The organism is Burkholderia pulmonis, from assembly GCF_984667975.1.
In genome coordinates, this window is sequence record NZ_OZ480187.1 from 3124688 (window position 1) to 3149566 (window position 24879).

The 24879-nt window shown below is 67.0% G+C and carries 27 protein-coding genes; 13 read left to right on the forward strand and 14 right to left on the reverse strand.

Features of this window, described 5'->3' with window-relative positions:
• The first annotated feature begins 114 nt into the window (after nt 1-114).
• Both AC5LXK_RS30795 and dbpA read left to right on the forward strand, forming a co-directional pair.
• A complete protein-coding gene (locus AC5LXK_RS30795) occupies nt 115-312 on the forward strand; it encodes a hypothetical protein (protein ID WP_124454371.1) in 198 nt (65 codons plus the stop codon).
• The gene (gene dbpA, locus AC5LXK_RS30800) at nt 309-1706 is read left to right on the forward strand and encodes an ATP-dependent RNA helicase DbpA (RefSeq protein WP_493392417.1); all 1398 of its coding nucleotides are present in this window, start codon (nt 309-311) and stop codon (nt 1704-1706) included. The genes AC5LXK_RS30795 and dbpA overlap by 4 nt, the downstream gene beginning before the upstream one ends.
• A 47-nt stretch (nt 1707-1753) precedes the next feature.
• On the opposite strand, the gene AC5LXK_RS30805 is transcribed toward dbpA, so the two are convergent.
• A complete protein-coding gene (locus tag AC5LXK_RS30805; protein WP_493392418.1) occupies nt 1754-2578 on the reverse strand; it encodes a phosphate/phosphite/phosphonate ABC transporter substrate-binding protein in 825 nt (274 codons plus the stop codon).
• Between the two features lie 243 nt (nt 2579-2821).
• Here AC5LXK_RS30805 and AC5LXK_RS30810 point away from each other — a divergent pair, with 243 nt between their 5' ends.
• Both AC5LXK_RS30810 and AC5LXK_RS30815 read left to right on the forward strand, forming a co-directional pair.
• Nucleotides 2822-3847 carry a fatty acid desaturase gene (locus AC5LXK_RS30810; RefSeq protein WP_493392419.1) on the forward strand — a complete coding sequence of 342 codons (1026 nt, stop codon included), beginning with the start codon at nt 2822-2824 and terminating at the stop codon, nt 3845-3847.
• 192 nt (nt 3848-4039) lie between these two features.
• Complete coding sequence (locus AC5LXK_RS30815; RefSeq protein WP_493392420.1) at nt 4040-5242, forward strand: benzoate/H(+) symporter BenE family transporter; 1203 nt, start codon at nt 4040-4042, stop codon at nt 5240-5242.
• 25 nt (nt 5243-5267) lie between these two features.
• Here AC5LXK_RS30815 and AC5LXK_RS30820 read toward each other — a convergent pair whose 3' ends face one another.
• On the reverse strand, nt 5268-6155 hold the full coding sequence (locus AC5LXK_RS30820) for an NAD(P)H-binding protein (protein WP_493392422.1): 888 nt from the start codon (nt 6153-6155) through the stop codon (nt 5268-5270).
• A gap of 133 nt (nt 6156-6288) precedes the next feature.
• Complete coding sequence (locus AC5LXK_RS30825) at nt 6289-7212, reverse strand: helix-turn-helix domain-containing protein (RefSeq protein ID WP_493392423.1); 924 nt, start codon at nt 7210-7212, stop codon at nt 6289-6291.
• 192 nt (nt 7213-7404) lie between these two features.
• On the opposite strand from AC5LXK_RS30825, the gene AC5LXK_RS30830 reads away from it, so the two are divergent.
• Nucleotides 7405-7596, forward strand: coding sequence for a hypothetical protein (locus AC5LXK_RS30830; RefSeq protein WP_493392424.1), 192 nt, complete (start codon nt 7405-7407; stop codon nt 7594-7596).
• Between the two features lie 21 nt (nt 7597-7617).
• Here AC5LXK_RS30830 and AC5LXK_RS30835 read toward each other — a convergent pair whose 3' ends face one another.
• A complete protein-coding gene (locus AC5LXK_RS30835; RefSeq protein WP_493392425.1) occupies nt 7618-8571 on the reverse strand; it encodes a LysR family transcriptional regulator in 954 nt (317 codons plus the stop codon).
• A 99-nt stretch (nt 8572-8670) separates the two neighbouring features.
• Here AC5LXK_RS30835 and AC5LXK_RS30840 point away from each other — a divergent pair, with 99 nt between their 5' ends.
• From AC5LXK_RS30840 to AC5LXK_RS30850, 3 genes are all read left to right on the forward strand, one after another.
• A complete protein-coding gene (locus tag AC5LXK_RS30840) occupies nt 8671-10029 on the forward strand; it encodes an NAD(P)/FAD-dependent oxidoreductase (RefSeq protein ID WP_493392427.1) in 1359 nt (452 codons plus the stop codon).
• A 326-nt stretch (nt 10030-10355) separates the two neighbouring features.
• Nucleotides 10356-10790 carry an HAD family hydrolase gene (locus AC5LXK_RS30845; RefSeq protein ID WP_493392428.1) on the forward strand — a complete coding sequence of 145 codons (435 nt, stop codon included), beginning with the start codon at nt 10356-10358 and terminating at the stop codon, nt 10788-10790.
• A gap of 178 nt (nt 10791-10968) precedes the next feature.
• Nucleotides 10969-12594 (forward strand): histidine-type phosphatase, encoded by a 1626-nt coding sequence (locus AC5LXK_RS30850; protein ID WP_493392429.1) that lies wholly within the window; start codon nt 10969-10971, stop codon nt 12592-12594.
• Nucleotides 12595-12616: 22 nt separating this feature from the next.
• On the opposite strand, the gene AC5LXK_RS30855 is transcribed toward AC5LXK_RS30850, so the two are convergent.
• Nucleotides 12617-13297, reverse strand: a complete 681-nt coding sequence (locus AC5LXK_RS30855) for an alanyl-tRNA editing protein (protein WP_493392430.1) — start codon at nt 13295-13297, stop codon at nt 12617-12619.
• Nucleotides 13298-13333: 36 nt separating this feature from the next.
• On the reverse strand, nt 13334-14356 hold the full coding sequence (locus tag AC5LXK_RS30860) for a sterol desaturase family protein (RefSeq protein ID WP_493394090.1): 1023 nt from the start codon (nt 14354-14356) through the stop codon (nt 13334-13336).
• A gap of 94 nt (nt 14357-14450) precedes the next feature.
• On the opposite strand from AC5LXK_RS30860, the gene AC5LXK_RS30865 reads away from it, so the two are divergent.
• Nucleotides 14451-15497, forward strand: coding sequence for an AraC family transcriptional regulator (locus tag AC5LXK_RS30865; RefSeq protein ID WP_493392431.1), 1047 nt, complete (start codon nt 14451-14453; stop codon nt 15495-15497).
• An 83-nt stretch (nt 15498-15580) separates the two neighbouring features.
• On the forward strand, nt 15581-15886 hold the full coding sequence (locus tag AC5LXK_RS30870) for a hypothetical protein (protein ID WP_493392433.1): 306 nt from the start codon (nt 15581-15583) through the stop codon (nt 15884-15886).
• A 35-nt stretch (nt 15887-15921) separates the two neighbouring features.
• On the opposite strand, the gene AC5LXK_RS30875 is transcribed toward AC5LXK_RS30870, so the two are convergent.
• The gene (locus tag AC5LXK_RS30875; protein WP_493392435.1) at nt 15922-16044 is read right to left on the reverse strand and encodes a hypothetical protein; all 123 of its coding nucleotides are present in this window, start codon (nt 16042-16044) and stop codon (nt 15922-15924) included.
• A 161-nt stretch (nt 16045-16205) separates the two neighbouring features.
• Complete coding sequence (locus AC5LXK_RS30880; RefSeq protein ID WP_493394102.1) at nt 16206-16610, reverse strand: hypothetical protein; 405 nt, start codon at nt 16608-16610, stop codon at nt 16206-16208.
• On the opposite strand from AC5LXK_RS30880, the gene AC5LXK_RS30885 reads away from it, so the two are divergent.
• Nucleotides 16498-18102 (forward strand): EAL domain-containing protein, encoded by a 1605-nt coding sequence (locus AC5LXK_RS30885; RefSeq protein WP_493392437.1) that lies wholly within the window; start codon nt 16498-16500, stop codon nt 18100-18102. The two genes, AC5LXK_RS30880 and AC5LXK_RS30885, sit on opposite strands and share 113 nt — an antisense overlap.
• A gap of 31 nt (nt 18103-18133) precedes the next feature.
• Here the strand turns inward: AC5LXK_RS30885 and AC5LXK_RS30890 are convergent, their stop codons facing one another.
• From AC5LXK_RS30890 to kduI, 4 genes are all read right to left on the reverse strand, one after another.
• The gene (locus AC5LXK_RS30890) at nt 18134-18505 is read right to left on the reverse strand and encodes an SH3 domain-containing protein (RefSeq protein ID WP_493394091.1); all 372 of its coding nucleotides are present in this window, start codon (nt 18503-18505) and stop codon (nt 18134-18136) included.
• An 89-nt stretch (nt 18506-18594) separates the two neighbouring features.
• Entirely contained in the window at nt 18595-19488 is an 894-nt protein-coding gene (gene kdgR / locus AC5LXK_RS30895) for a DNA-binding transcriptional regulator KdgR (protein ID WP_493392438.1), read from the reverse strand.
• A 56-nt stretch (nt 19489-19544) separates the two neighbouring features.
• Nucleotides 19545-20351, reverse strand: a complete 807-nt coding sequence (gene kduD, locus AC5LXK_RS30900) for a 2-dehydro-3-deoxy-D-gluconate 5-dehydrogenase KduD (protein WP_493392440.1) — start codon at nt 20349-20351, stop codon at nt 19545-19547.
• Nucleotides 20352-20355: 4 nt separating this feature from the next.
• Entirely contained in the window at nt 20356-21192 is an 837-nt protein-coding gene (kduI, locus tag AC5LXK_RS30905) for a 5-dehydro-4-deoxy-D-glucuronate isomerase (protein ID WP_493392441.1), read from the reverse strand.
• A gap of 280 nt (nt 21193-21472) precedes the next feature.
• Here kduI and kdgT point away from each other — a divergent pair, with 280 nt between their 5' ends.
• Entirely contained in the window at nt 21473-22492 is a 1020-nt protein-coding gene (gene kdgT, locus AC5LXK_RS30910) for a 2-keto-3-deoxygluconate transporter (protein WP_493392442.1), read from the forward strand.
• Nucleotides 22493-22568: 76 nt separating this feature from the next.
• Here the strand turns inward: kdgT and AC5LXK_RS30915 are convergent, their stop codons facing one another.
• Complete coding sequence (locus AC5LXK_RS30915; protein WP_493392443.1) at nt 22569-23486, reverse strand: hypothetical protein; 918 nt, start codon at nt 23484-23486, stop codon at nt 22569-22571.
• Nucleotides 23487-24017: 531 nt separating this feature from the next.
• On the opposite strand from AC5LXK_RS30915, the gene AC5LXK_RS30920 reads away from it, so the two are divergent.
• Nucleotides 24018-24332 carry a hypothetical protein gene (locus tag AC5LXK_RS30920; protein WP_493392444.1) on the forward strand — a complete coding sequence of 105 codons (315 nt, stop codon included), beginning with the start codon at nt 24018-24020 and terminating at the stop codon, nt 24330-24332.
• Nucleotides 24333-24363: 31 nt separating this feature from the next.
• Here the strand turns inward: AC5LXK_RS30920 and AC5LXK_RS30925 are convergent, their stop codons facing one another.
• Complete coding sequence (locus AC5LXK_RS30925; RefSeq protein WP_493392445.1) at nt 24364-24852, reverse strand: hypothetical protein; 489 nt, start codon at nt 24850-24852, stop codon at nt 24364-24366.
• Between the last annotated feature and the right edge of the window lie 27 nt (nt 24853-24879).

Consider the following 24879-nt stretch of genomic DNA (forward strand, 5'->3'; position numbering starts at 1 on the left):
TCGACGCAATCCAAGTGACGCCGGTGCGGCCCGCGCCCGAGCCGCGCGAGCGCCGCCCGCCGTTGCCGCGCCCGCCCGGGCGCGCCATCAACCGAATTCAGCTGGAGAAAGACCGTGTTTACCTGCCGAAACCAGAGCTGCGGCACGCAGTGGGAGCAATCCGACGTCGTCATCAAGGACGAAGGCCAGGGGCTGCTGTTCCGCTGCCCGCTGTGCGGCGCGCGCAACTACCTCGAACGCTTCGAAGACGACGAAGGCACGGTCGTCTACGAGCAGATGGAAGGCCGCCCCTACCTCGGAGACCTGTCTTGACGCAACCCACCGCCACGCCGTTCAGCGCGCTGCCGCTGACGCCCGCCACGCTCGCGAACCTCACGCAGCTCGGCTATGTCGACATGACGCCGATCCAGGCCGCGAGCCTGCCGGTCGCGCTGGCCGGCCAGGACCTGATCGCGCAGGCGAAGACGGGCAGCGGCAAGACCGCCGCGTTCTCGCTCGCGCTGCTCGCGCGGCTCGACACGCGCCGCTTCGACGTGCAGGCGATGATCCTGTGCCCGACGCGCGAACTCGCCGACCAGGTCACGCAGGAAGTGCGCCGCCTCGCCCGCGCCGAGGAGAACGTGAAGGTGCTGACGCTGTGCGGCGGCACGCCGATGCGCCCGCAAACGCAGAGCCTCGAGCATGGCGCGCACATCGTCGTCGGCACGCCGGGCCGCATCATGGATCACCTCGAGCGCGGCAACCTGAAGCTCGACGCGCTGAACACGCTGGTGCTCGACGAAGCCGACCGGATGCTCGACATGGGCTTCTTCGACGACATCGCGAAAGTCGCGCGGATGTGCCCGACGACGCGCCAGACGCTGCTGTTCTCCGCAACCTATCCGGACGGCATCGCGAAGCTGAGCCAGCAATTCCTGCGCAACCCGAAGGAAATCAAGCTCGCGGAACGCCACGACGACAGCAAGATCCGCCAGCGCTTCTATGAAGTGACCGAGGACGAGCGGCTGCACGCGGTCGGCCAGTTGCTGAACCACTTCCGGCCGGTGAGCACGATCGCGTTCTGCAACACGAAGCAGCAGTGCCGCGACCTGCTCGACGTGCTGCATGCGCAGGGCTTCCACGCGCTCGCGCTGCACGGCGAGCTCGACCAGCGCGAGCGCGACCAGGTGCTGATCCAGTTCGCGAACCGCAGCTGCTCGGTGCTGGTGGCGACCGACGTCGCCGCGCGCGGGCTCGACATCGCGCAACTCGAAGCGGTGATCAACGTCGACGTGACGCCCGACCCCGAAGTGCACGTGCACCGCATCGGCCGCACGGGCCGCGCGGATCAGGACGGCTGGGCGCTGAGCCTCGCGAGCATGGACGAGATGGGCCGTGTCGGCGGGATCGAGCAGGCGCAGAAGCGCGAAGTCGAATGGCATCCGCTCGCGGAACTGAAGCCGGCGGACGACAGCGTGCTGCTGCCGCCGATGGAAACGTTGCAGATCCTCGGCGGACGCAAGGACAAGATCCGTCCGGGCGACGTGCTCGGCGCGCTGACCGGCGACGCCGGCTTCGACGGCAAGCAGATCGGCAAGATCAACGTGACCGAGTTCTCGACCTATGTCGCGATCGAGCGCGGCGTCGCGCACGACGCGCTGCGCAAGCTCAATGCCGGGAAGATCAAGGGCAAGCGGGTGAAGGTCCGCTTGATGGACGAAGAGTAAGCCCGGCGCGGCGCGGACGGCCACACCGATCCGCGCCGCCGCTCGCCTCAGGCGAGTTCGGGATAGCCGTGCGCGGCCGCGTCCTGCGCGAACCGTGCAATCGTGTCGTAGTCGGCCGGCGACAGCCGTTCGAATCCCTTCAGCCTCAGCACGCACGCCCGCTCCGCATCGGCGGCGACCGCGCGATCGAGCGCGTCCCGCAACGCGGCGACCTGCGTATCCGTCAGCGCCCGCGACGCAATGAACGGCAATCCCGGCGCGGCGGCCGTCGTGCCGATGATCCGGATGTCCTTCAGCAGATCGGGCAGCGCGTCGCGCACATAGGCAAACGTCACGCAGTCGATCGCCGCGCAATCGGCTTCGCCTGACGCCAGCGCACGCAGCACGTTCAGGTGCGACCCGAACGGCGTGACCGATCCGAAGAAGCGCCCGTCGTGCGCATGCGGTGCGACCGCGTGCCGAAGCGCATTCATTCCGCTGTGCGAATCCTCTCCGTTGAAGGCGGCACGCAGCCCGCGGCATGCGGCGAGCGTCGTCGCACCGCCCGCATGCACGCGCGCCGACACGACCAGCACGCTGCGGTAGCGCGCACCGTCACAACCGTCCGCGTCGAAAGACGGGGTCGCGATCAACCGCACGACGTCGCGCAAACCGAGCATCCGGTACGGGTAGCCGCAGGTCTGCGACAGCAGCAGATCGTCGCGCCGCCACAGCGCATGCAGATCGTCGAACGGTGCGTCGGGCAACGCGACGTCGGCAGGGCCGCCCGCATTCGCGAACGCATCGAGCGCGTCGCGCAGCAGCGCGCGCCACAGGGCGGCGTGGCGCGGTGTCACGTTGTACATCGGCAGTACTGCGATCCATGGGTTCATGCGGGCATTCTACGCATCGGCGGCGGCCCGGAAGCTTATCGGCCGCACGGCGATAAGCAAATACGAATCGATTGGTTGGCCTCGCCGCCCCGCCCCGGTACCGTTCGAATGCCTGCCGGCGCCGCCACCATGCGCGATGCCGGGCAGGCCGACCGTGATCCGCGAGACACCTGCGCACCCGGACCGAGCGCACCGGTTCTACCGCTCGTTACCCGCACTGCCCGATCCATCCGCCTCAACGCCATGGCCGAATACTTCGACGTCGATCACGCGCGGGCGATTGCCGCGCTCGACGCCCGCTTCACCGCCCGCACCGAGTGGCCGACCTGGCTGCTGGTCGTCGTCATCTACGGCGGCTGGCTGGCCGTGCTGCTGCTCGTACGCGACGGGCACCTGTCGCTCGCGGCCGCGACGCCGCCGTTGATCCTGCTCGGCGCGTGGCATATGTCGCTGCAGCACGAGCTGCTGCACGGCCATCCGACGCGTTACGCCCTCGTGAACAAGCTGCTCGGCTACCCGCCGCTGACGGTCTGGTATCCGTTCACGCTGTATCGCGACACGCACCTCGACCATCATCGCGACGAAGACCTGACCGTGCCGGGCGTCGATCCCGAAACGAACTACGTGACGCGCGAACGCTGGGCGCGGCTGCCGCGCTGGCGCCGCGCGCTGACGGTCGCGCGCAAGACTTTCGTCGGACGAATCGTCGTCGGGCCGCCGCTCTCCGTCGCGGCGACGGTCGCCGATGCGGTCGCCGCGTTCCGGCGCGGCGACTTCCGCTATCTGCCGATGTGGGTGACGCACATCGCCTGCGTGGCCGCGCTGCTCGCGTGGCTGCAATGGGCGATCGGCGTGCCGTGGTGGTGGTACCTGCTCGTCGTCACGTGGCCGGCGCTGTCGCTCGCGATGATCCGCTCGCTGTACGAGCACCGCGCCGCACGGCATCCGAAGGCGCGCATCACGATCAACGAAGCCGGCTTCGCGATGCGGCTGCTGTACCTGAACAACAATTACCACCTCGTTCATCACGACCTGCCGAAGCTGCCGTGGTACGACCTGCCCCGTGCATACCGGATGCGGCGCGACGCGTATGCGGAGAAATGCGGCGGCTTCGTGATCCGCGGCGGATATCGCGAGTTGCTTGCACGCCATGCGTGGACGCCGACCGATACGCCCGTGCATCCGTTCGACGAAGGCACGGCGTCGCTGTCGACGGGGAGCGGCATCAAGGTGGCCGTGGTCGACCAGGTGCTGCAGATCAGCACGTGACGTTCGGCGGGGGGCTTCGATCCGTCCGCACCTGCGCCCGCGAGAATCCTTACGAAATGCCGACATCGCCAATCATCGTCGGCGAATTGCCAATTGCGCCGGCAATGTCCAGAATGGCGGCTCATCCGGGGCTTCCAACAACCATTCGCCCCGGTTCCGCTTCACGGCCGCGCGCCGTATTCCCCGACGATGATGCAACCGAACACCCCGCCCGGCGCGACCCGCACGATCGGCAACGACTGGTCCGTTTCCGCGATCACCGCAGGCTTTCTGGCAGTCCTGATTTCCTACGCGGGCCCGCTCGCGATCTTCTTCCAGGCGTCGCAAGCCGCACACGTATCCAACGAAATGGTGTCGTCGTGGGTCTGGGCGATCTCGATCGGCGCGGGCGTATCAGGCCTGTTCGCCAGCTGGAAACTGAAGGTGCCCGTCATCACCGCATGGTCGGCGCCCGGCACCGCGCTGCTCGTCGGCCTGTTTCCGCAACTGACGCTCAACCAGGCCGTCGGCGCGTACATCACGGCGGCACTGATCATTCTCGTGATCGGCGTCACCGGCTATTTCGACCGGCTCGTGCGCCACATTCCGCGCGGCATCGCGTGCGGGATGATGGCCGGCATCCTGCTGCCGTTCGGCATGCATGCGTTCTCCGCCGCGTCGGACCAGCCCGTGCTCGCATTCGGAATGATCGCGGCCTACGTGATCTTCAGGCGCCTGCTGCCGCGCTACAGCATCGTGCTCGTGCTGCTGACGGGCGCCGCGCTCGCGACGCTGCTCGGGATGACGCATCTCGGCAACGTGTCGCCGAGCCTCGCGCGGCCGGTCTTCATCGCACCCGAATGGACGCTCGGCACGACGCTCAGCCTCGCGCTGCCGCTCGTCGTCGTCAGCCTCACCGGCCAGTTCCTGCCGGGCATGACGATCCTGCGCGTGTCGGGCTATCACACGCCGGCGCGCCCGATCATCACCGCGACCAGCGTGATGTCGCTCGTCGTCGCGTGCTTCGGCGGGATCACGATCGTCGTCGCGGCAATCACCGCGGCGCTCTGCACCGGCAAGGACGCGCATGAAGATCCGGACCGGCGCTACATCGCCGGGCTCGCGAACGGTACGTTCTACCTGCTCGGCGGGCTGTTCGCGGGCACGATCGTCACGCTGTTCTTCGCACTGCCGAAGGCGTTCGTCGCGATTCTCGCGGGGCTCGCGCTGATCGGTGCGATCAGCGCGAACGTGCACGGGATCTTCGAGGACGAGAACCATCGCGAAGCATCGGTGATCACGTTCCTCGCGACCGCATCGGGGATGACGTGGCTCGGGCTCGGATCCGCGTTCTGGGGGATCGTGATCGGATCGGTGGCGTATGTGGTGTTGAACAAGGTGCGGCGACCCGCTTGAAGTTCATCACGCGCTGCCGCGTCGATCAGCGCGCGTGCTGGCGCACGAGTTGCGCGAGCGCATCCGCCGGCGCCGTCGTCCCGTAAACCCGCTCCGACACGCCCGCCTCGACGTCGATGTGCCCGGCGTTGTGCACGTCGTACAGATCGACGATCAGCTGCGCATGGCCTTCGCCGAGCCCGGCGCGCAGCAGCGTCGCATTCCATGTGTCGCGCGGCAGCTCGTGCGCGACGATCGCGCGGCCGGCCGCCGCGCCGAGCGTATCCGCGATTGCCGTCACGCTCACCCGTCGCGGCCCCTCGACGCTGACGATGCGCGGCCCGCTGCCGCCTTCCGGCGCGTCGAGCAGCAGCCGCGCCGCGACGACGCCCACATCGGGCGCCCATACCGTCGGAAATACCTTGCCGACCGGATGATGGAAGCTCGGCAGCACGCCGGTGCCGAGCGCGACCGGCAGGACGCGCGCCCAGTTCTGCAGATGCTCGGCCGACCGCAACAGCGTCAGTTGCGTCGGGATCGCCTTCAGCCGTTCCTCGAAATGATGAAACAGGCGCGTGATGCCCGTATTGCCGTCAAGCTCGGCGCCATAGTCGGACAGCGCGAGCAGCACCGGCGGCGGGTTCGCGGCCAGCGCGGCGGTCGCCACATCGATCGTCCGCGTCATCGTCGCGGCCGGATCGGGGTCGGCGGCCGGTACCGGGCACAATATCTGCACGGCCTGCGCGCCGTCGATCGCCGCGGCGATCGCATCGGCGTCCGTCAGGTCCGCGATTGCGACGTCGCAGCCGAGTTGCACGAAACGGTCACGATGGCGCGCATCGCGCAGCACCGCGCGCACGGAATGGCCTGCGTTGCGCAAGGTCGTCACGGTCGACAGGCCGACGTTGCCTGATGCTCCGAAGATCACGAACACGATTCGCTCCTGGGGGATGAAGGTGTCGTGATTGTCGGCATGCGCAGCCGGGAAGGCGCGCAGGGAGGGATGAATCGAACAGGAAAGGATGACGGGATGCAAGGGCGTGCCCGACGCGCACGCCCACCGGCATCTACCGACGCGAAGGCCCGTCGCCGTCCTCGCCATCATAAGCAAGCCGCAACCCGCCCCGCGCGCCCGACCGCGCAATTTCCGTCGGCGTCGCACCGAGTACGCGGTTCATCCAGTTCGCCATGTGGCTCTGGTGCGCAAACCCGGCTTCCAGCGCGATCTGGCTGATGCTGAGCCGGCCTTCGAGCAACAGCGCCTTCGCACGCTCCACCCGGCGCCGCACGACGTACTGGTGCACGGGCATCCCGAGCGTCTCGCGGAACAGCACCTTGAAATGCGGCACGCTGATCGACACGAGCGCCGCGAGTTCGGCCAGCGTCATGCGTCGTTCGAGATTCGCTTCCACGTAGTCGATCACGCGCGCCGCCGCCTTCGGCGCAAGCGTGCGCCGGCGTTCGCGGAACGCGGGCTGACCGTCGACCAGCCGCGCGACGAGCGCCGTGCACAGGCTTTCCGCATAGAGCGGATCCGACGCGTCTTCCGCTTCGAGCTCGGCGGCCATCGCCCATGCGATGTGCTGCAGCCGCGGGTCGCGCACCTGCAGCCGGCGGCGGATCTGCGCCTGCGACGGCTTCAGTTCGAGCTGCTCGACGGTGCGCCGCACGAACGTGTCGCTGAGCGCGATGTGCAGGATCCGGCAGTCGGCGCTGTCGGTCCACTGGCCGGGCAGGCCGGCCGGAATCACGTCGACGTCGCCGTGCGCCTGGATGCGCGACACGCGCTCGCCGTCGCACACGCAATCCGCACGAACCGGCGAACCGATATGCACGCCGATCCGGTGATGCTCGGCGGCCGGAATCCGGTACGTACCCGCGCGGATTTCCAGCAGCGCCGCGCCAAAGCCCTGCCAGCCCAGCCCGCGGCTGGAGCGCAGGCTGACCGGGACGCCGTTGTCCGTCGGCGCGGCAAGAATCGGATCGCTCATCGCTTGTCTCCACCAGATCGGGTGCCGAACGCGCATTGTGACGCGTTTCGAGCCGGCGTGCCGGGCCTGCGCGGCCGCCCCGGCGTCGAGCATGAAAAGATCATCCGTTTCTGCTCGAAACGATCCTTGCGTGCGCGCCGGCGGGCGCCGTGACGCCTACGATCGCTCCATCCGACACCTACGGAGCCCGTCATGCCCCATTTCTGCCCGCTGCGCGCGTCGTTCATCGCGCCCTCGCCTTCCGGCGCCGCCCGTCCTGCGTCCGCCCCCCTCACCCGCCGTCGCGTGTTCGCCACGTGGTGCCTGCGCCTCGTCGGCTGGTACCGGCTCGAACGGTTGCTCGCGTCGATTCCCGACAGCAACGACGACTTCGGGCTCGTCTGACCGGCCGGTCGGCGCATCCGCCTACTTGCGCCGCCGCTCGTGCGGCGCCACCGTCGCGCCGTCGATCACCGGCGCGCCCTCCTTGATCAGGAAGTCGCGGAACAGCCCCGTCACCTGAGAAATCCGCCGGTCGGCGAGCGTGACCACATACCATTCGCGCTCGATCGGGTTGCCGGGAAACGGTAGTTGCCCGAGCAGGCCCGTGCGCAATTCGAGCGCACACGCATGCAACGACAGGAACGCGATGCCGAGCCCCGCTTCGGCCATCTGCTTGATCGCCTCGTTGCTCGACAGTTCGGAGCCCACATGGAACCGGTAGCCGGCGTTCTTGAACAGGCTCTCGACGGTCGAGCGCGTGCCGGCGCCGCGTTCGCGCACGAGCAGGTGCGCGGATTCGAGATCCTTCAGCGCGACGCGCTTGCGCTGCATCAGCGGATGGCCGGGCGCCGCGACGAACACCATCGGATGCTTCGCGAATTCGACCGCATGCGTGCGCAGCTCCTTCGGCGCGCTGCCCATCACCGCGAGATCGATTTCATGCGTCGCGAGCATGCGGATGATGTCGTCGCGGTTGCCGACCTTGAAATATGTCTTCACGTGCGGACGCGTCGCGGTGAACTTGACGAGCAGCGGCGGGATCAGGTATTCGGCCGTCGTGATCGCGCCGATCCGCAGCGTGCCGCCGAGATCGCCCGTCAGCGCGGCCACTTCGTCGCCGGCCTCGCTCCACAGATGCAGGATCTCGCGCGCGTAGCGCGCCACGATCTCGCCGGCCGCGGTCAGCTGCACGCCGCGCCCCACCCGCTGCAGCAACGCGGCGCCCACGGCTTCCTCGAGCAGGCGAACCTGCAGCGACACGGCCGGCTGCGTCAGGTTCAGTTCCTCGGCCGCGCGCGACACGCTGCCGAGCCGCGCAATCATGTCCAGCGCCTTCAGCTGCCGGAACGTCGCGGTCTTTCCTATAAGTGAATACATATGAGTCGCTTATAAACATTAAATTGTTCGAGTGGGTTCCAAACTATATCGTCGGTTCTTGAGCAATGTCATCCGAATCGTCATCAGCGGGAGCCCAACATGGACAACACCACGCCCAACCTTGCAACGGACCGCGCACCGCGCCTGCCGCGCATCGTGATCGTCGGCGGCGGCGCCGGCGGCCTGCAGCTCGCCACGCGTCTCGGCGATACGGTCGGACGCCGCGGGCAGGCCGAAGTCGTGCTCGTCGATCGCTATCCGACGCACTTCTGGAAGCCGCTGCTGCACGAAGCCGCATCGGGCCATCGCGATCCGGCCTCGCACACGATCGAATACGCGGCGCAGGCGAAGGGCCACGGCTTCCGCTTCGTGCAGGGCGCGCTGCAGCGGGTCGACCGCACGGCACGCACGGCGACGATCGCGGCCGTGCTGGACGCGGACGGCACGGAAATCCTGCCGCAGCGCGAGCTCGGCTACGACGATCTCGTGCTGGCGGTCGGCAGCGTGACGAATTTCTTCAACGTGCCGGGTGCCGCGCGTCATGCGCTGCCGCTCGAAAACCTCGACCAGGCCGAAGATTTCCGCCGCAAGTTCCTCGCGGCCTGCACGAAGGCGAATCACGTCGCCGAGCAGCAGCCCGCGCGGCGCGCGGCGCCGATCTGCATCAACGTGATCGGCGCGGGCGCGACGGGCGTGGAGCTGGCCGCCGCGCTGCGCCACGCGGTCCAGCAACTGACGACGTACCGCTTCAAGGCGCTGGTGTCGGCGCGCGACGTGCACATCCGGCTGATCGAAGGCGGCCCGCGCATCCTGCCGGCGCTCGACGCACGGCTGTCCGGCAAGATGCACGCGCAGCTTCGCGCGCTGAACGTCGACGTGCTGACCGATACGCGCGTGGCGGAAGTCGGCGCGGACGCCGTGACGACCGCGACGGGCGAACGGCTCGCGAGCGACATCACGATCTGGGCCGCCGGCGTCGCCGGCCCCGCGATCCTGCGGGACATCGGCGACATCGCGCTCAACCGCTCGAACCAGGTGATCGTGACCGACACGCTGCAGACGCCCGACGATCCGCACGTGTATGCATTCGGCGACTGTGCCGCGTGCCCGTCGTCCGGTGCAAGCGGGTTCCTGCCGCCGCGCGCGCAGGTCGCGCACCAGCAGGCCGTGTATCTGGTCAACGCGTTCGCGCGCCGCGTCGCCGGCAAGCCGGTGGCCGGTTTCACGTTCCGCGATGCGGGCACCGTCGTGTCGCTCGGGCAGGCGGGCGCCGTGTACCAGGCCGACATCAGCGTGCGCTCGCGCTCGCTGATCGTCGACGGGCTTGCGGCGATCGGGCTGTACAAGTTCCTGTACCGCAAGCACCTGTTCAGCGTGGTCGGTGTGAAGGGTGCGCTGTTCCAGTCGCTGAGCCACTGGCTGCAAAGCCGCAACCAGCCGTCGATCAAGCTGCACTGATCGCGCCTGTTCGCACGCGGCATCGCAGGACGGCATGTCGGGCGACCATCGCTCGATATGCCGTTTTTTTATATGCATATGCGTGATTCATTCAGAACGTGCGCCACGCTGGTGCATCACATCGAAGGCCGTCGATGCGACACGATTCGCGCGGAAAACACCGCGAGACACGTATCCCGCGCCCGCTCTGGCTTGCGACCCGATTCATTAGCCAAATCGTATGAGTCGGATAAAAATATTAATTGGTCGCATTTTCCGGATCGACGCTAAGGTGTGTGGCATTCCCGTCGGCGAACGGATCATCACGTCTCTGAAGAGGAATCACCGTGGTTATCGAAGCCATCGTCACCCGTCTCGACGCAGCATTCGCGCAGATCGAAGCAACACCGGATTCGCGCGAATCGCGCCATCAGCGCGACGCGATCATCCAGTGGCTCGACCGTGCATCGGAAGAAGGATACCGGCTCGGTCTCGTCACGACGCTGCCGGCCGCACGGCTCAGCGACATGTTCGAAGGCCAGTTCGGCCGCGCGAGCCTCGACCGCTTCTCGGTCGTCGTCACGGACGCAAATCAGCAGGACTCCAGATCAAACCAGCATCCGTTCGACGTTGCACTGCAGGCACTCGGCGTGCCGCCCGAGCGTGTGGTCGCGATCGCGAGCAGCGAGCCGGAACGCCGTGAAGCCGAGCATTTCGGGCTGTCGCGCTGCGTGAACATCACCGATACGGTGCGCTCGATCGCATCGGCCGGCCTGCACTGAACGCCGGCACACGGGCCGGCCACGGCCGGCCAGCCTGATCCGGCGGCAATCCGACGATTGCCCGACCGCATCCTGACATTCTGCTGTCAAAGTCGCTTGCAACACTTCCGGGCTTGACCCAACTCTCCCGGAGACGGGACGACGCGAAGCCGCATCGTCCCGTCCGTTGCACGCCACGATGACACGCCCGACCCGCACCGCCACCGCCCTCACGATTGCCTGCCTGCTGCTCGCCGCTTGCGGCGGAGAAGACTCGACGCCGCCCGCCTCGTCGGCCGACAACAGCGGCACGACGCCCGCACCGCAGCCGCAACCCCAGCCCACGCCGACACCGACGCCCGCGACCTACTACCAGACGAAGACGCCGTACCGCCCGCAGCAGGACGCCGCGACGTACGAAGCACCGCCTGCCGGCTATGCGCCCGTCTATACCGAGCTCGTCGCGCGCCACGGCTCGCGCGGGCTGTCGGGCTTCAAGTACGACGGCGCGATCTACGCGATGCTGCTCAAGGCCGAGGCCGACGGCGCGCTGACCGCACTCGGCACGCAGCTCAAGGCCGACACGTACGCGATGATGAAGGCCAATGCGCTGCTCGGTTATGGCGTGCAGGGCATTTCGACACCCGGGTACGGCAACCTCACGCAAACGGGCATCCGCGAGCACCAGCAACTCGCCACGCGTCTCGCGCAGCGGCTGCCCGCGCTGTTCGCGGCAGGCAACCGGCAGGTTGTCGTCGTCAACTCGGGCCAGGATCGCGCGGTCGACAGTTCGACGTATTTCTCGGCGGCCCTCGTGGCCGCAAAGCCAGCACTCGCGCCGGCGATCACGCTGCCGGCCGCGCCGTCAGGCTATCCGGCCAACGCGCCGGTTGCGCAGCCGGCCGGCACCAACCGCTTCCTGCTGTACTTCCACTCGCTGAAGCCGGCCACCGATCTCGTGACCGATACGAGCGATCCGTACTACGCGACCTATCAGGCGAGCCAGACGTACCAGGCGTATGCGAACGACGCGACGGTCGCCGCGAAGCTCAACGCGATCAAGGCGGCGCCGCAAGCGGCCGACGTCTCGCAAGCGGTGCTGTCCGCGCTCGTGTCGCCTGCATTCATCGCGAAGCTCGGCACCGACGGCTACACATTCTCGAACACGGGGACCTACGCATTCACGTCGGCGGACGGCAAGTTCACCAACACGCTGAAGGGCGACGGCAAGACGAAGATCGCGACGGCCGTCGACGCGGTCAACGTGCTGTACAACCTGCTGCAGGTCGCACCCGCGATGATGGCGGAGACCGGCGGCGTCACGATGGAGAAATACATCGGCGCGGAGCAGGCGCAGTATCTCGCGTATCTGCAGGATGCCGAGGATTACTACCAGAAGGGCCCCGGCATCCGGGAAGCGAACCCCGTCACGTACCGGATGGCGAAAGTACTGCAGGACGATTTCTTCGGCGAAGTCGACGCGATCGCGCGCGGCGACCTCACGCGTGCCGCGAAGCTGCGCTTCACGCATGCGGAGATCGTGATCCCGTTCGCGTCGATCATGAACCTGAAGAACGTGTTCGTGCCGACGCCGCAGGCGCAGACGTACGCGTATGCGAACAACCCGTGGCGCGGCGACCAGGTGTCGCCGATGGCCGCGAACATGCAGTGGGATGTCTATCGCAACGGGTCGCGGCTCATCGTGAAGATGCTGTACAACGAGCGCGAGACGGATTTCCAGGCCGCGTGCGACGGCGCGAAGATCGCGTCCGGCAGCCACTTCTACGACTACGCGGGGTTGAAGCAGTGCTACGGGTATCAGTGATGCGACGGTGACGCGGCGCGGCTCACGCGAGCCGCATCGCCGAATGCCCGTTCGTCACCTGCGGATCGAGCAGCATCACCTCGATCCGCTCCTTGCCCTTCCCGGTGTTCTTCCGCTTGAGCGTCAGCATGCCGATCTCGCCGGTCGTCGCCGGATGCGTGCCGCCGCACGCCATCGTCGCAAAGCCGTCGACCGTCCAGAACCGGCGCTGCGCAGCGACGTCGCTGAAATCGGTGACGATGCGCAGGTCGCGCTTCGACAGGTCGGCCGCGGCCGATTCGATCTCGGGAAACAGCGGCGACAGGCTCGTCTCGCTCGCGAAGTCGATACGCGCCTTGTCCTGCGCGATATGCGCACCGATGCGCTCGATGCCGGGCCGGAGCCGATAGACGAGTTGCAACACCATTTCGGCCGCGAAGTGCAGCCGCATCAGCCGATACCGCCGCGCCCAGTCGATATGCCAGGTCACATGATCGCCGACGCGCAGCGCATGGTCGTGCGCAAGCGTGTAGACGATGTCGAGGCCCTGCTTGTCGGCCCGGACGACCGGATAGTCGCCCAGCCGCCCCGCGTCGCTTTCCTGGCCGCCCGAGAACGCGAAGAAAATGGTCGCGACCACCTGCACGCGATCGCCGTCGACGTGCGTGACAACGGTATCCAGCGTGGTCCGGTACGGATCGTCCCAGAAAACTTTCTTCGTCATCGCCCGCCCTGCCTGCCGCTGAGGAAAACGGGCAGGTTAGCCGGAGTGCGTCCGGGTGGCTTGTACGATCTTGCGCCCGGATGCCGCCGCCTCTTCCGCAGGCACGGCTCGCGATACCGTCGCGCCCACCTCGTCCTCCCCTTTTCGCTCGACGCTCCACGTATGGATCGGCCGATGCCCTGGCCGCTCCCACTCGGGCGGCATCCACAGATGCTTCAACCGCTGCAGCACCGGCCCGGGCGCAAATACGTCGCGCCACATGTCGACGAATTCATGCACGTTCAGCACCAGGAAGTTGTACGAAAGAATCTGCTGCGTGATCCCGTAGTCGACCCGCTCCGTTTCCTCGACATAGGTGCCGAACATCCGGTCGAAGATGATCAGCACGCCGCCGTAATTCCTGTCGATATAGCGTGGATTGCGGCCGTGATGCGCGCGATGATTCGACGGCGTGTCGAACACGTACTCGAACCAGCGCGGCAGCCGCCCGATCGCTTCGGTATGCACGAAGTACTGGTACACGAGATCGACGGCGAGCAGGAACAGCACGACGGCGGGCGGAATGCCGAGCCACACCGGCGGCAGGTAGAACACGAACACGCCGACGAACGCGTTCAGCAGCGACTGCCGCATTGCCGTCGTGAAGTTCATCACTTCGCCGCTGTGATGCGGCACGTGCGCGGACCAGAACCAGCGCACGCGGTGCGACGTGCGATGAAACCAGTAATAGCAGAACTCGACGACGATGAAGATCGGCACGATCGTGAGGCCGTTCACGGGCACGTCGAACAGCCGGTGCCGATAGACCCACGTGAAGATCGCGCCGGTAAACAGCAGCCCCATCACGGTCTCGGCCACCTGGTAGCCGGCGCCGAGCGACAGGTTCGCGATGATCTCCCGCCAGCGAAACGGCTCTCGGCGGCCGCGCCGGGTCATCACCGCATATTCGATCGCGAACGCGATCAGGAACACCGGCGTCATGCCGATCAGCAGCACCTGCTTCCAGTCCACGTCGTTACCCAGGAACGCATGGAGCCACGTCATCAACTCGGTCGGCATGTCGACAGCCTCGATCGGGAACTGCCGGGCAGTATGGTCGCGCACGGGTCGTCCCGCGTTGACACTTGCCGACGATTACTTGACACTTTCCGCCATGCCCGCCGCCTCCCCGCTCTCGACCCAGCGCGTCTACTACTCGAGCACCTATGTGCGGCTGCTGTTCGACTACCTGTCCGAGCAAGGCAAGGATGCGGCACGCGTGCTCGGCGAGGCGCGGCCGCCCGAGGACGACCGCGGGCTGACGCTCTATGCGAGCGCGCACTGGCGAGGCCTGCTCGAACGCGCGGTCCACGCGCTCGACGATCCGCTGCTCGGCCTGCACGTCGGCCAGCGGATCACGCCCGCGCATCTCGGCGCGCTCGGCTATGCGCTGCATGCGTGCCGCGACGCCGGTACCGCGCTCGCGCGCTGGCAGCAGTACGAACACCTGATCGCGAACGTCGCGCGCATGGAAGTGCGCATCGAGGCGGCGTCGGTCGCGATCGAATGGCACGATGCGCCCGAACCGCTCGGCCCGCTCGTCGACGAAGTCGCGCTGACCGCCGTCGTGCAGTTCGCGCGCAACATCACCGGCACACGCAACGGGCCCGACGAAGTCTGCTTCGTCCACCCGTCGCCCGGCGACGAACGGCCGTACCTCGACTACTTCGGCTGCCCGGTACGCTTCGGCCAGCCGGTGAACCGGCTCGCGTTCCCGCTGCACCTGCTCACGCAGCCGCTGCAACAGCCGGACGACGCGCTGCGGCAGATGATGGAGCGCCAGGCGGGTGCGCTGCTCGCCGAGTTGCGACAGACGGACGATCTCGAACAGTCGGTGCGCGAAGCCGTCGCGCGCCTGCTGACGCAGGGCGAGGCGAGCATCGAGCAGATCGCGTCGGAACTGCACGTGTCGTCGCGCACGCTGCATCGCCGGCTGGCCGAACTCGGGCTGAACTACCGGATCCTGCGCGAGGACACGCGGCGGCGGCTCGCGATCGACCACCTGAACGATCCGCGGCTGACGCTTGCGGAAGTCGCCTGGCTGCTCGGCTATTCGGAGCACAGCGCATTTACGCGCGCGTTCCGGCGCTGGACCGGGGAATCGCCGCAGCAGTGGCGCAGCCGGCAGCCGGCGCGGGCGGCCAGCGTCGCGCGCGGCTGAGCGGACGAACCGGCAACGCGATCGCGCCACCGACGAACTCGCCGCCGCCCGCACGGTCGAACGGGCATCGCCGGAGAATCCTCATGAAACACGTTGCCGCCGTCGTTGTCCTGACCCTGCTTGCCGCCGCCAGCGTGCCGGCCACCGCCGGTGCACTCTCCGGTGCCGCCGCGCCCGGTCCCGCCCAGGCCCATGCGAAGAATTGCGTGCCGTCGCGGGATGCCGCGCAGAACGCCCGCTCGCCGTCGACGGCGCCGCCGATCCGCGTATGCGTCGGCGATTCCGATACGCAACTGAACCTGCCGTGGTTCGTGACCGACGTCCTCACCGCGGTGGACACGCACCAGTCGGCCGGCGACCTGCTGCACAAGATGCGCAACGATTTCTGAATCGCGGCCGGCGCCACGCGCCGCCACCACGTCCCTCATCCCACGTCAGGCCGCTTCGGCGCCTCGATGAACGTGCCGACGATGCCGGCCCGCATCGCCGGATCGGCGATGCGCTCCAGCAGCCCCCGCCATTCCTGTCGTTCTCCTTTCGACAGCACGCCACCGCTGATCGCGTCGTAACGCGGCGTCCCGCGCGACGCGAGCGCGCTGGCGGCTGCGCACCGAAAACGGCGCCTCGGGGAAATGTTTCTTTTTGCGACACAATCACAAAACTTCACCATTTTTTAGACAACAATATTTCGTAATATCGCGCCGCATCTTATACTTGCCGCGCACCATCCTCGTGCCAAGAGACGGTGTCTTTTGTCCCGGCTGCACCCTCGTGCGGCCGGGGCTCTTTTCGGTACGCTGCGCCGAAATACATGCTTGGTGGAGGCATGTTATTGAGGAATGCTGCCAGATGAATGGCCGATCGCGCACAGGCTGCGTCCATGCCCGTCGCGACGGCCGGATCGACCGGCGTCCCGAATCCGGCGCGCGAGCCGCACGGCCCAAACCAGGCATGCGGCATGCGCGCCGTTTCCGCGTCGACCGGTTCGACTTGCCACGCCATGCGTACAACACCAAAGGCAATCGCGGGAATGTCGGCGCTCACGCCAGGCTCGAAGCCAGTTTTCCAGCGCAGCGGCGCGTGGCCGCGTGTTGTCCTGTTCATCGCCGTCATCGTTTGCGTGCTCGTGCCCGCATTCGCGATCGCGCTTGCCGATCGCTACGCGCGCGAGGCCGTCACCACGCATGAGCGCGTCGTCGCGAACGACATCGTGGCTTCCGTCGACCGCATCCTGGACGGCGTGCGCCTCCGGCACGCGGACGAACTGACCGCGCTGGTCGGGCGGCCCTGCCCGACGGTGTTCCGGACACTGGCCGAAGTGAGCACTCGCCTGCGCTACCTGCGCGCGGTCGCGCTGGTCAACGACGGCCGCGTCACGTGCTCGTCGGCGCTCGGTGCGATCGACCTGCCGCTCGATGCGTACGCGCGCGAGCCCAAACCGGGATCGATGGTCGTCACGCTGCTGCGCCAGACGCCGTTTCAGCACGGCATTCCGGTGCTGTCCGTGTTCCGGTCCACCGCGCACGGCGCGGGCGTCCTGTATCTGATCGAGGGCGACTACGTGGCCGACGCGCTCGCGCACGGCGACGGCGACGGCGCGACCGTCGCCACGCTGTCGATCGCCGGCGCGGGCCGTCTCGACCAGCACGGCAAGTTCGCGCCGGAAGCGGATGCGGCGCCCGCGGACGGCAGCACGATCGCGTCACGCCGCTGGCCGTTCACGGTAACGGTCGCCGCATCGGCGAACTACGCGTCACAGGTCGAGCGCCACTACCGGTTCATCTGCGCAACGATCGTGCTGCTGGCGGATGGCCTCGTGATGGCCGCCTACCTGCTGGCGATGGCCCCGCGGCGGTTGTTGCTGAAGGCCGTGCGCCAGGCGCTCAGGCGCAACGAGTTCCATGTCGTGTACCAGCCGATCGTCGATGTGCAGACGCGCAGGACGGTCGGCGTCGAGGCGCTGCTGCGCTGGCATCATCCGAAGTGGGGGGCCATCAGCCCGGCCGTATTCATCCCGCAGGTGGAATCGAGCACGGTACTGCCGAAGATCACCGAATTCGTGCTGCGCACGGCCGTGTCCGAACTGACCGCGCTGACGCCGTCCGTGCCGCTGCGCATCGCCGTGAACGTTGCGCCGAAGGATCTCGAGCGCGTGCGGTTCGTGTCCATCGTCGAGGAAGCGATCCACGCGCTGCCGCCCGGCTTTACGCTGGTGCTCGAGATCACCGAGCGCATCCTGCTCGAGAAGAACGCGCGCACCACCGAGATCTTCCAGGCGCTGCGCTCGAAGGGCGCGAAGTTCGCGATCGACGATTTCGGCACGCATCACAGCAATCTCGACATGCTGTCGCGCTTTCCGTTCGACTACGTGAAGATCGATCGGCAGTTCGTCACGCAGCTGAACGACGGCGGTGCAGGACTCATCGAGGGGATCGCCGCCGTCGCGCATCACTACGACCTGAAGATCATCGCGGAAGGCGTGGAGACGGAAACGCAGCATCGCGCGCTGCATGCGGTCGGGATCCAGTATGCGCAGGGCTACCTGTATCAGCGGCCGCTGCGCGCGGAGAGCCTGCAGCGCGATTTCGCGTGGGCGTCGGCGTAGGAGCGCCGCCGCCTGCGCATGCGGCCGGCGACTACTGCGCGCCGTATTGACCGCCGAGGTGAACGCGGCCCTGCTCGACCCAGCCCTCGAAGTCGTCGCCGGTCTTGCCGTTCACGTACATGATGTTGTACCAGCGCCCGTGCGACTTGTAGACGGTCACCGAATCGCCGGGAACGATGAAGGTCCGCTTCGTCACGCATTGCGCATCGGGCGCCGAGTAGAAATACGCGCGCCCCGCGCCGATGACCGTGCCGAACGCCGGCGGCCGGAAGTTGTCGTCCGGGCCGCTCGTGGCCGCGTCGAGCTTCCCGCAATCCACCGTGCTCTTTGCCTGCGCGCCGTTCGCGCCCAGGCTCGCGCCGATCGCCAGCATCGCGATGCACGCACGCATCGCCATTTTCATCCGCATGATTGGTCCTTCACGTCGTCGTGTTCCGGGTTCGCCGGTTCACGACCGGCGCGGCGCAGATTGTAGCGCCGTATCCGGCGCGCTCAATCCTGCGCGACCGTCGTCGGCTCGACGCCGGCCGCTGCCGGACGATGCCCGAGCCGCGCGGAAATCGCCTGCCCCGCTTCCTTCAGCAGTGCGACGTAATGGGCCTTCGTGTCCGCGCCGCAACGCATCGTCGGAAACGACAGCGACAGCCCCGCGATCACGCGATCGAAACGGTCGAACACGGGCACCGCGAGGCACAGCAGGCCGTCTTCCTGTTCCTCGTTGTCCTCGCCGTAACCCTGCTGCCGCACGTGCGGCAGGATGCTCAGCACTGCGTCCGCCGACGCCAGCGTCTTCGCGGTCGACTTCCTGAACTCGACGCCCGCCAGCACCGCGCGCGCCTCGCCGGGCGACATCCACGCGAGCAGCACCTTGCCGATCGCGGTGCTGTACAGCGGATTGCGCCGGCCGATCCGCGACTGCATGCGCAGCCCGTAATCGGCGTCGATCTTGTGGATGTAGATGATCGCGTCCTCGTCGAACGCGCCGAGATGCACGGCTTCGCGCGTCAGTTGCCCGATGCGGCGCATCTCGAGATCGGCCTCACGCACGAGGTCCACGCTCTCCAGCGCCTTGCTGCCGAGTTCGAACAGCCGGATCGTCAGCCGGTAGCGGTCGGTCTCGCCTTCCTGCGCGACGTAGCCGAGCGTCTTCAGTGTCTGCAGGAAGCGATGGACCGTCGTCTTCGACATGCCGAGATGCTGCGACAGTTCGCTGATGCCGATCTCGCGGCGATCGCCGAGCGCGGCGAGGATCGTGAAGACCTTGCCGACGGCTGCAACCGAATCGGCCTTCTCGGCGCTGCCGGCCGCCGACGGGTCGCCCGCCGGCTGGCCGGCCGCTTCCTGGTTCGCCTGATCGCGCTTGCGCTGCCTGGGCGTTGCTGTCATGTCCGTGAATCCGTAAGTGCGAATCGGGAAAGCATAACGCGTCCGCCGCGGCGCGGTCAGCGCGCGAGCCACCCGCCGTCGACGGCGAGCGTGTGACCGTGCACGTAGTCCGACGCGCGCGATGCGAGGAACACGGCCGCGCCCGAGAGATCGTCCGGCACGCCCCAGCGGCCGGCCGGGATGCGGCCGAGGATTTCGTCGCTGCGCCGGCTGTCCTCGCGCAGCTGTGCGGTGTTGTCGGTTTCCATGTAGCCGGGCGCGATCGCGTTCACGTTGATCCCGCGCGCGGCCCATTCGTTCGCGAGCAGGCGCGTGAGGCCCAGCACGCCGCTCTTCGACGCCGTGTACGACGGCACGCGCACGCCGCCCTGGAACGACAACATCGACGCGACGTTCACGATCTTGCCGCCGCCCCCCTGCCGCACCATCTGCCGCGCGACGGCCTGCGACAGGAAGAACACGCTCTTCAGGTTCACGTCGATCACGGCATCCCAGTCGGCTTCGGTGAATTCGAGCGCATCGCAGCGGCGGATCATGCCCGCGTTGTTGACGAGGATGTCGACGTGACCGAACGCATCGACCGCGCCGCCGACGATCCGCTCGACCGGCTCGAGCGTCGACAGATCGGCACGCACGTCGACGAAGCGCCGCCCGGCGGCTTCGACGCGCGCCGACGTCGCATCGGCCGCCGACCGGTTCGCGCCGACGATGTCGCACCCGGCCGACGCGAGCGCGACGGCCATCGCCGCGCCGAGCCCCGTGTTGCAGCCGGTGACGATCGCGACCTTGCCGGTCAGGTCGAACAGGCCGGCGAGCGCGGTACGCGCAGCGGCGGCAGGAAGATCGGGCGTCTCGCGTTTCATGATGTCAGCGCAGGTCGGCAACGGCGATGTGATCCATGTCCTTGAACACCTGGTTCTCGCCGACCATCCCCCAGATGAACGTGTACGCCTTCGTGCCGACGCCCGAATGGATCGACCAGCTCGGCGAGATCACCGCCTGCTCGTTGTGCACGACCACGTGGCGGGTTTCGTGCGGCTCGCCGAGCAGGTGGAACACGGCCGCGTCATCGGCGAGGTTGAAGTAGAAATACACCTCCATCCGCCGCTCGTGCGTATGGCACGGCATCGTGTTCCACAGGCTGCCGGGTTCGAGTTTCGTCATCCCCATCGACAGCTGGCAGGTGGGCAGCACGTCGGGCACGATGAACTTGTAGATCGTGCGGCGATTGCCCGTGGCCGCATCGCCGAGCGCTTCGGGAGACGCCTGTGCGAGCGTGATCGTGCGTGTCGGACAGGCCGTGTGTGCGGGCGCGCAGTTCAGGTAGAACTTCGCGGGATGCGCGCGATCGTCGCTGCCGAACACGACACCCTGCCCGCCTTGCCCGATGTAGATCGCCTCCTCGGTGCCTACCTTGTGACGCTGCCCGTCGGCCTCGACCCAGCCGGGGCCGCCGATGTTGATCGCCCCGAGTTCGCGCCGCTCCAGCAGATGGCTCACGCCCATCGCCGCGCCGAGCGACGCCGGCACCTCGACCGGCCGCGTGGCCGGCCACGCGCCGCCGACGATGATCCGGTCGATATGGCTGTAGGTGAGCGACAGCGCGTCCGGCGCGAACACGTTCTCCACCAGGAAATGCCGGCGCAGGCCGGCCGTGTCGAGCGTCTTTGCGTGTTCGCCGTGTATGCCCTGTCGCACTTCCATGCCGGTTCTCCGTGGGGAATGAATACGCGGCCGGCACCCACTCCGCCGGTCGCCCTGATGAAGATTGAAGCATACATTCATCAAGTTCGGAACGTCGATCCGGATTTTTGATTCGATCCTGACGGCCGATAAATTCCTTTCCAATCAATCCAATAAAGCCTTACGGGTATACGACTACCGTCGAATTTCACAAAAACGGACCAGCGTTCCGAATCATGTTCTATAGTCAGTCAGCAGACATCATTCGACAACGGGACGCATCGACGTCCACGGAGGAGACGTGAAGCTGAAACAGGCCATCGACCGCATTCCGGGCGGGCTCATGCTGGTCCCGATGCTGCTCGGCGCGTGCGTGCACACGTTCGCGCCGAACGCCGGGAAGTACTTCGGCTCGTTCACCAATGGCCTGATCGCGGGCACGGTGCCGATCCTCGCCGTCTGGTTCTTCTGCATGGGCGCGACGATCAACCTGCGCGCGACCGGCATCGTGCTGCGCAAGTCGGGCACGCTGCTCGTGACCAAGATGGTGGTCGCGTGGCTCGCGACGGTGATCGCCGCGCAGTTCATCCCCGACGACGGCATCCGCACGGGCCTGTTCGCCGGCCTGTCGCTGCTCGCGATCACGACGTCGATGGACATGACCAACGGCGGCCTCTATGCGGCCGTGATGCAGCAGTACGGCAGCAAGGAAGAGGCCGGCGCGTTCGTGCTGATGTCGATCGAATCGGGGCCGCTCGTCAGCATGCTGATCCTCGGCGCGGCCGGCATCGCAGTGTTCGAGACGCGGCTCTTCGTCGGTGCGGTGCTGCCGTTCCTGATCGGCTTCGCGCTCGGCAACCTCGATGAAGACCTGCGCGAACTGTTCGGGCGCTGCGTGCATCCGCTGATCCCGTTCTTCGGCTTCGCGCTCGGCAACGGCATCGATCTCTACGTGATCGCGAAGAGCGGGCTGCCCGGCATTGCGCTCGGGCTCGCGGTGATCGTCGTGACGGGCGTGCCGCTGATTCTGGCGGACAAGTTTCTGGGCGGCGGCAACGGCACGGCCGGGCTTGCTGCATCGTCGACGGCCGGTGCCGCGGTCGCGAACCCGGCGATCATCGGCGAGATGATTCCGAAATTCAAGCCGATGGTGCCGGCCGCAACGGCGATCGTCGCGACGGCTTGCCTCGTGACGGCGATTCTCGTGCCGATATTGACTGCGATGTGGGCGAAGCGGGCGGCTAAAGCGTCAGGGGTGCCGGTGAGGGTGGCGGGACCGACGGGGCATGGTGGAGCGATCGAGCATGAGGGGCATGTTTGAGGGGGGTGGAACCGGTGATCGTCCGGTGATCCGCCGACGCATCATGCGCCGGCGAATCGCCCCCCGCCTTCGACTTCTACGACGACGGCATTCCCTGGGACGTTTCCACCGTGTCGCGGCTCACGGGAGCGTAGAACACGCGGAACCACACCCGGTAAGCCACAAAGGCGCCGCCGAGCGCGACGATCGCCATCGTTCCGGACAATACGCTCGTCCCCAGCATGCTGCCAAGCAAGCGCAACACCAGATAGAACAGCACAGCGATGGAGGCCATCGCCGCGAGCGACGCGCCCAGCAAGCGCCAGCCGTGCAGTCGAACGAGATCACGAGGCAGGCCGAGCTTCGCTCCCGCAAAGACCAGTGCTGCGGGAACCGCTGCCGCACCCACGTAACTGACCATCACGCGCACGAGGCTGTCGTCGAAGGTGTCGAGCAACATCGGCACCGTCCACGTCACCCAGAGCATCCATACGCTCGCGAACAGCCAGGCCGCGAGACCTGCGATGTACGGCGCTGCATGACCGCGCGGCGCGTCGGGTAACGCATCGTTGCGAAACATGCGCGTGACGAACCACCACGCAAGCCAGGCCCCGAACACAAACAGAACGGCATTCACCGGTGCCATGAGCCCGGTGATGACCGTCAGATGGACGCCATTGGCAACCAGGCTGTGCAGCACGACCGGGTACAGGAACATCTGCGCGATCTGCCACGCCAGCAGGCATAACGCGTAGCTCGCGAGCAGCCACGCGGGACGCCGGAACGCCAGCTGACCGCGATGCTCCCCGTGCCATCGAACGATCAGATAGACCAGGCCGGTACGAAACACCAGGCCCTCGATGAAACTGGTCAGTTGCAAAGCCATCATCTGCGAGTTTCCCGGGAACCTCTGCGATATCACGTAGAGGCTGGACAGAGACAGCACCGTGATGAGAAGCGCGATGACGAGTGCCGCCGCACGAGGTAACGAGGCAGGCCGAGCGGGTGAATTCATGTGGATTCCGGGTCAGTGGGACATCGGTTGCGCGGCGCCGGACTTGCCGGCCTGTGGGTCGATGGACGGTAACGCGACGTCCTGGAGAGGCCTGTGCCGCCTATCGTCAATCCGGGCGGTTCCGTGTGACGCGCGCCATGCGCCGTGTCGCGGGCAGGCTGCCGGCAGGCACGAAACCCGCACGAGGACAGGCGCGCTACGCATGATGTACGAACCGGCTTCCCGTGGCCGGCGCCAGGCAAGCGATGGGTCACGCGGCATTGCGGCATGATTCGATCAGGCCTGATCGACGTACGCGACGGGTGCCCACGCAATCAGCCGGACGTTTGCGTGTCGTGCCAAGCGGAGTATCGAGCTCGAGAAGCCGTTCCTGCCGAACCGGCCCACTCGCGATCGCCGCGATCATGCTGCGCGCATCCATAGCGCCTCTCTCGGAATTGTGTTGTTCTTGATCGAGCGATTCTACGAATGACGATTCCGTGGCGTCAACCGGGTGGCATTCAATTAATTGAAAATTGTGCTGACCTATTCATGACGATGAACGAATCCGGTAATGGCACCCTCCTGCTGCGCGCCCGCCATTCGCACCTCTATCCCGGCAGCATCGTGACGCTCGACAACGACGCGCCGCGCACCGCGCAGCCGCATTCCGCCATGATCGAATTCGCCGACGGCTCCGGTGCCGCCGCAACGCTTTCCCGCGTCGGCGACGATACCCTCGAACTCGCGGTGGACGAGTACGTCACGCAGAAACGGCACACGGTCGTCGCCAAATGCTGGCTGCTGCGGCCGGACGACGCGGCACGCACGACGTGGCGCGTGACCCGACGCGTATCGGGTGCCTGAATCGTCCGGAAGCGGTCGCGAGCGCAGTGTGTCAGCAAGCCGGCGGATGATCGGGATCGGAGCGGCAGGTGTCCTGGTAGGCGTCGTCGACGGCACGCAGGAATGCTTGCCGTCCGTTTTCCAGCGCCGTCGCGATTTGCGCGCGAGGCGACACGGGCATCACGCGGCCATCGGGCGACATCGCATAGTTGAGATCGACGTACGCATCGTCCGGCTCGCGCTTCGTTCCGATCCAGTAGCCGATCGTCACCGCATCGGCAACGCCGGTCGCACCGTTGTAACCGACTTCGATTCGGCCGGCCTTGAAAACACGCGGCCTCATTTTCTCCGCATAAGCCAGCACTTCGGCAACGGTTGCGCCGTCCTTGGTCCGATGCTGCTTGACTGCCTGTATCCAGTTGGCTTCCGTGGCCGCCGGCAGGATCTTCAGTTTCGGCGCGGCGAATGTCGCGTTCCCGCTTCCGCACAGACAAGCCGCGACCACTGCATGCGCCACAACACGTGCGACGCGACTCTTCATGATTTTCATTGAACGACGTTTGGCCGA

Bases quoted from the DNA above. Each gene is read 5' to 3' on its own strand.
- kdgR (WP_493392438.1), bottom strand. From the start codon at position 19,488: ATGACAGCAACGCCCAGGCAGCGCAAGCGCGATCAGGCGAACCAGGAA.
- AC5LXK_RS30830 (WP_493392424.1), top strand. From the start codon at position 7,405: ATGCCCCATTTCTGCCCGCTGCGCGCGTCGTTCATCGCGCCCTCGCCT.
- kduI (WP_493392441.1), bottom strand. From the start codon at position 21,192: ATGGAAGTGCGACAGGGCATACACGGCGAACACGCAAAGACGCTCGAC.
- AC5LXK_RS30855 (WP_493392430.1), bottom strand. From the start codon at position 13,297: ATGACGAAGAAAGTTTTCTGGGACGATCCGTACCGGACCACGCTGGAT.
- AC5LXK_RS30805 (WP_493392418.1), bottom strand. From the start codon at position 2,578: ATGAACCCATGGATCGCAGTACTGCCGATGTACAACGTGACACCGCGC.
- AC5LXK_RS30860 (WP_493394090.1), bottom strand. From the start codon at position 14,356: ATGCCGACCGAGTTGATGACGTGGCTCCATGCGTTCCTGGGTAACGAC.
- AC5LXK_RS30915 (WP_493392443.1), bottom strand. From the start codon at position 23,486: ATGAATTCACCCGCTCGGCCTGCCTCGTTACCTCGTGCGGCGGCACTC.
- AC5LXK_RS30865 (WP_493392431.1), top strand. From the start codon at position 14,451: ATGCCCGCCGCCTCCCCGCTCTCGACCCAGCGCGTCTACTACTCGAGC.
- AC5LXK_RS30885 (WP_493392437.1), top strand. From the start codon at position 16,498: ATGCGTACAACACCAAAGGCAATCGCGGGAATGTCGGCGCTCACGCCA.
- AC5LXK_RS30870 (WP_493392433.1), top strand. From the start codon at position 15,581: ATGAAACACGTTGCCGCCGTCGTTGTCCTGACCCTGCTTGCCGCCGCC.
- AC5LXK_RS30835 (WP_493392425.1), bottom strand. From the start codon at position 8,571: ATGTATTCACTTATAGGAAAGACCGCGACGTTCCGGCAGCTGAAGGCG.
- AC5LXK_RS30810 (WP_493392419.1), top strand. From the start codon at position 2,822: ATGGCCGAATACTTCGACGTCGATCACGCGCGGGCGATTGCCGCGCTC.
- AC5LXK_RS30840 (WP_493392427.1), top strand. From the start codon at position 8,671: ATGGACAACACCACGCCCAACCTTGCAACGGACCGCGCACCGCGCCTG.
- kduD (WP_493392440.1), bottom strand. From the start codon at position 20,351: ATGAAACGCGAGACGCCCGATCTTCCTGCCGCCGCTGCGCGTACCGCG.
- AC5LXK_RS30880 (WP_493394102.1), bottom strand. From the start codon at position 16,610: ATGACGGCGATGAACAGGACAACACGCGGCCACGCGCCGCTGCGCTGG.
- AC5LXK_RS30825 (WP_493392423.1), bottom strand. From the start codon at position 7,212: ATGAGCGATCCGATTCTTGCCGCGCCGACGGACAACGGCGTCCCGGTC.
- AC5LXK_RS30890 (WP_493394091.1), bottom strand. From the start codon at position 18,505: ATGAAAATGGCGATGCGTGCGTGCATCGCGATGCTGGCGATCGGCGCG.
- AC5LXK_RS30850 (WP_493392429.1), top strand. From the start codon at position 10,969: ATGACACGCCCGACCCGCACCGCCACCGCCCTCACGATTGCCTGCCTG.
- AC5LXK_RS30925 (WP_493392445.1), bottom strand. From the start codon at position 24,852: ATGAAGAGTCGCGTCGCACGTGTTGTGGCGCATGCAGTGGTCGCGGCT.
- AC5LXK_RS30815 (WP_493392420.1), top strand. From the start codon at position 4,040: ATGCAACCGAACACCCCGCCCGGCGCGACCCGCACGATCGGCAACGAC.
- AC5LXK_RS30920 (WP_493392444.1), top strand. From the start codon at position 24,018: ATGACGATGAACGAATCCGGTAATGGCACCCTCCTGCTGCGCGCCCGC.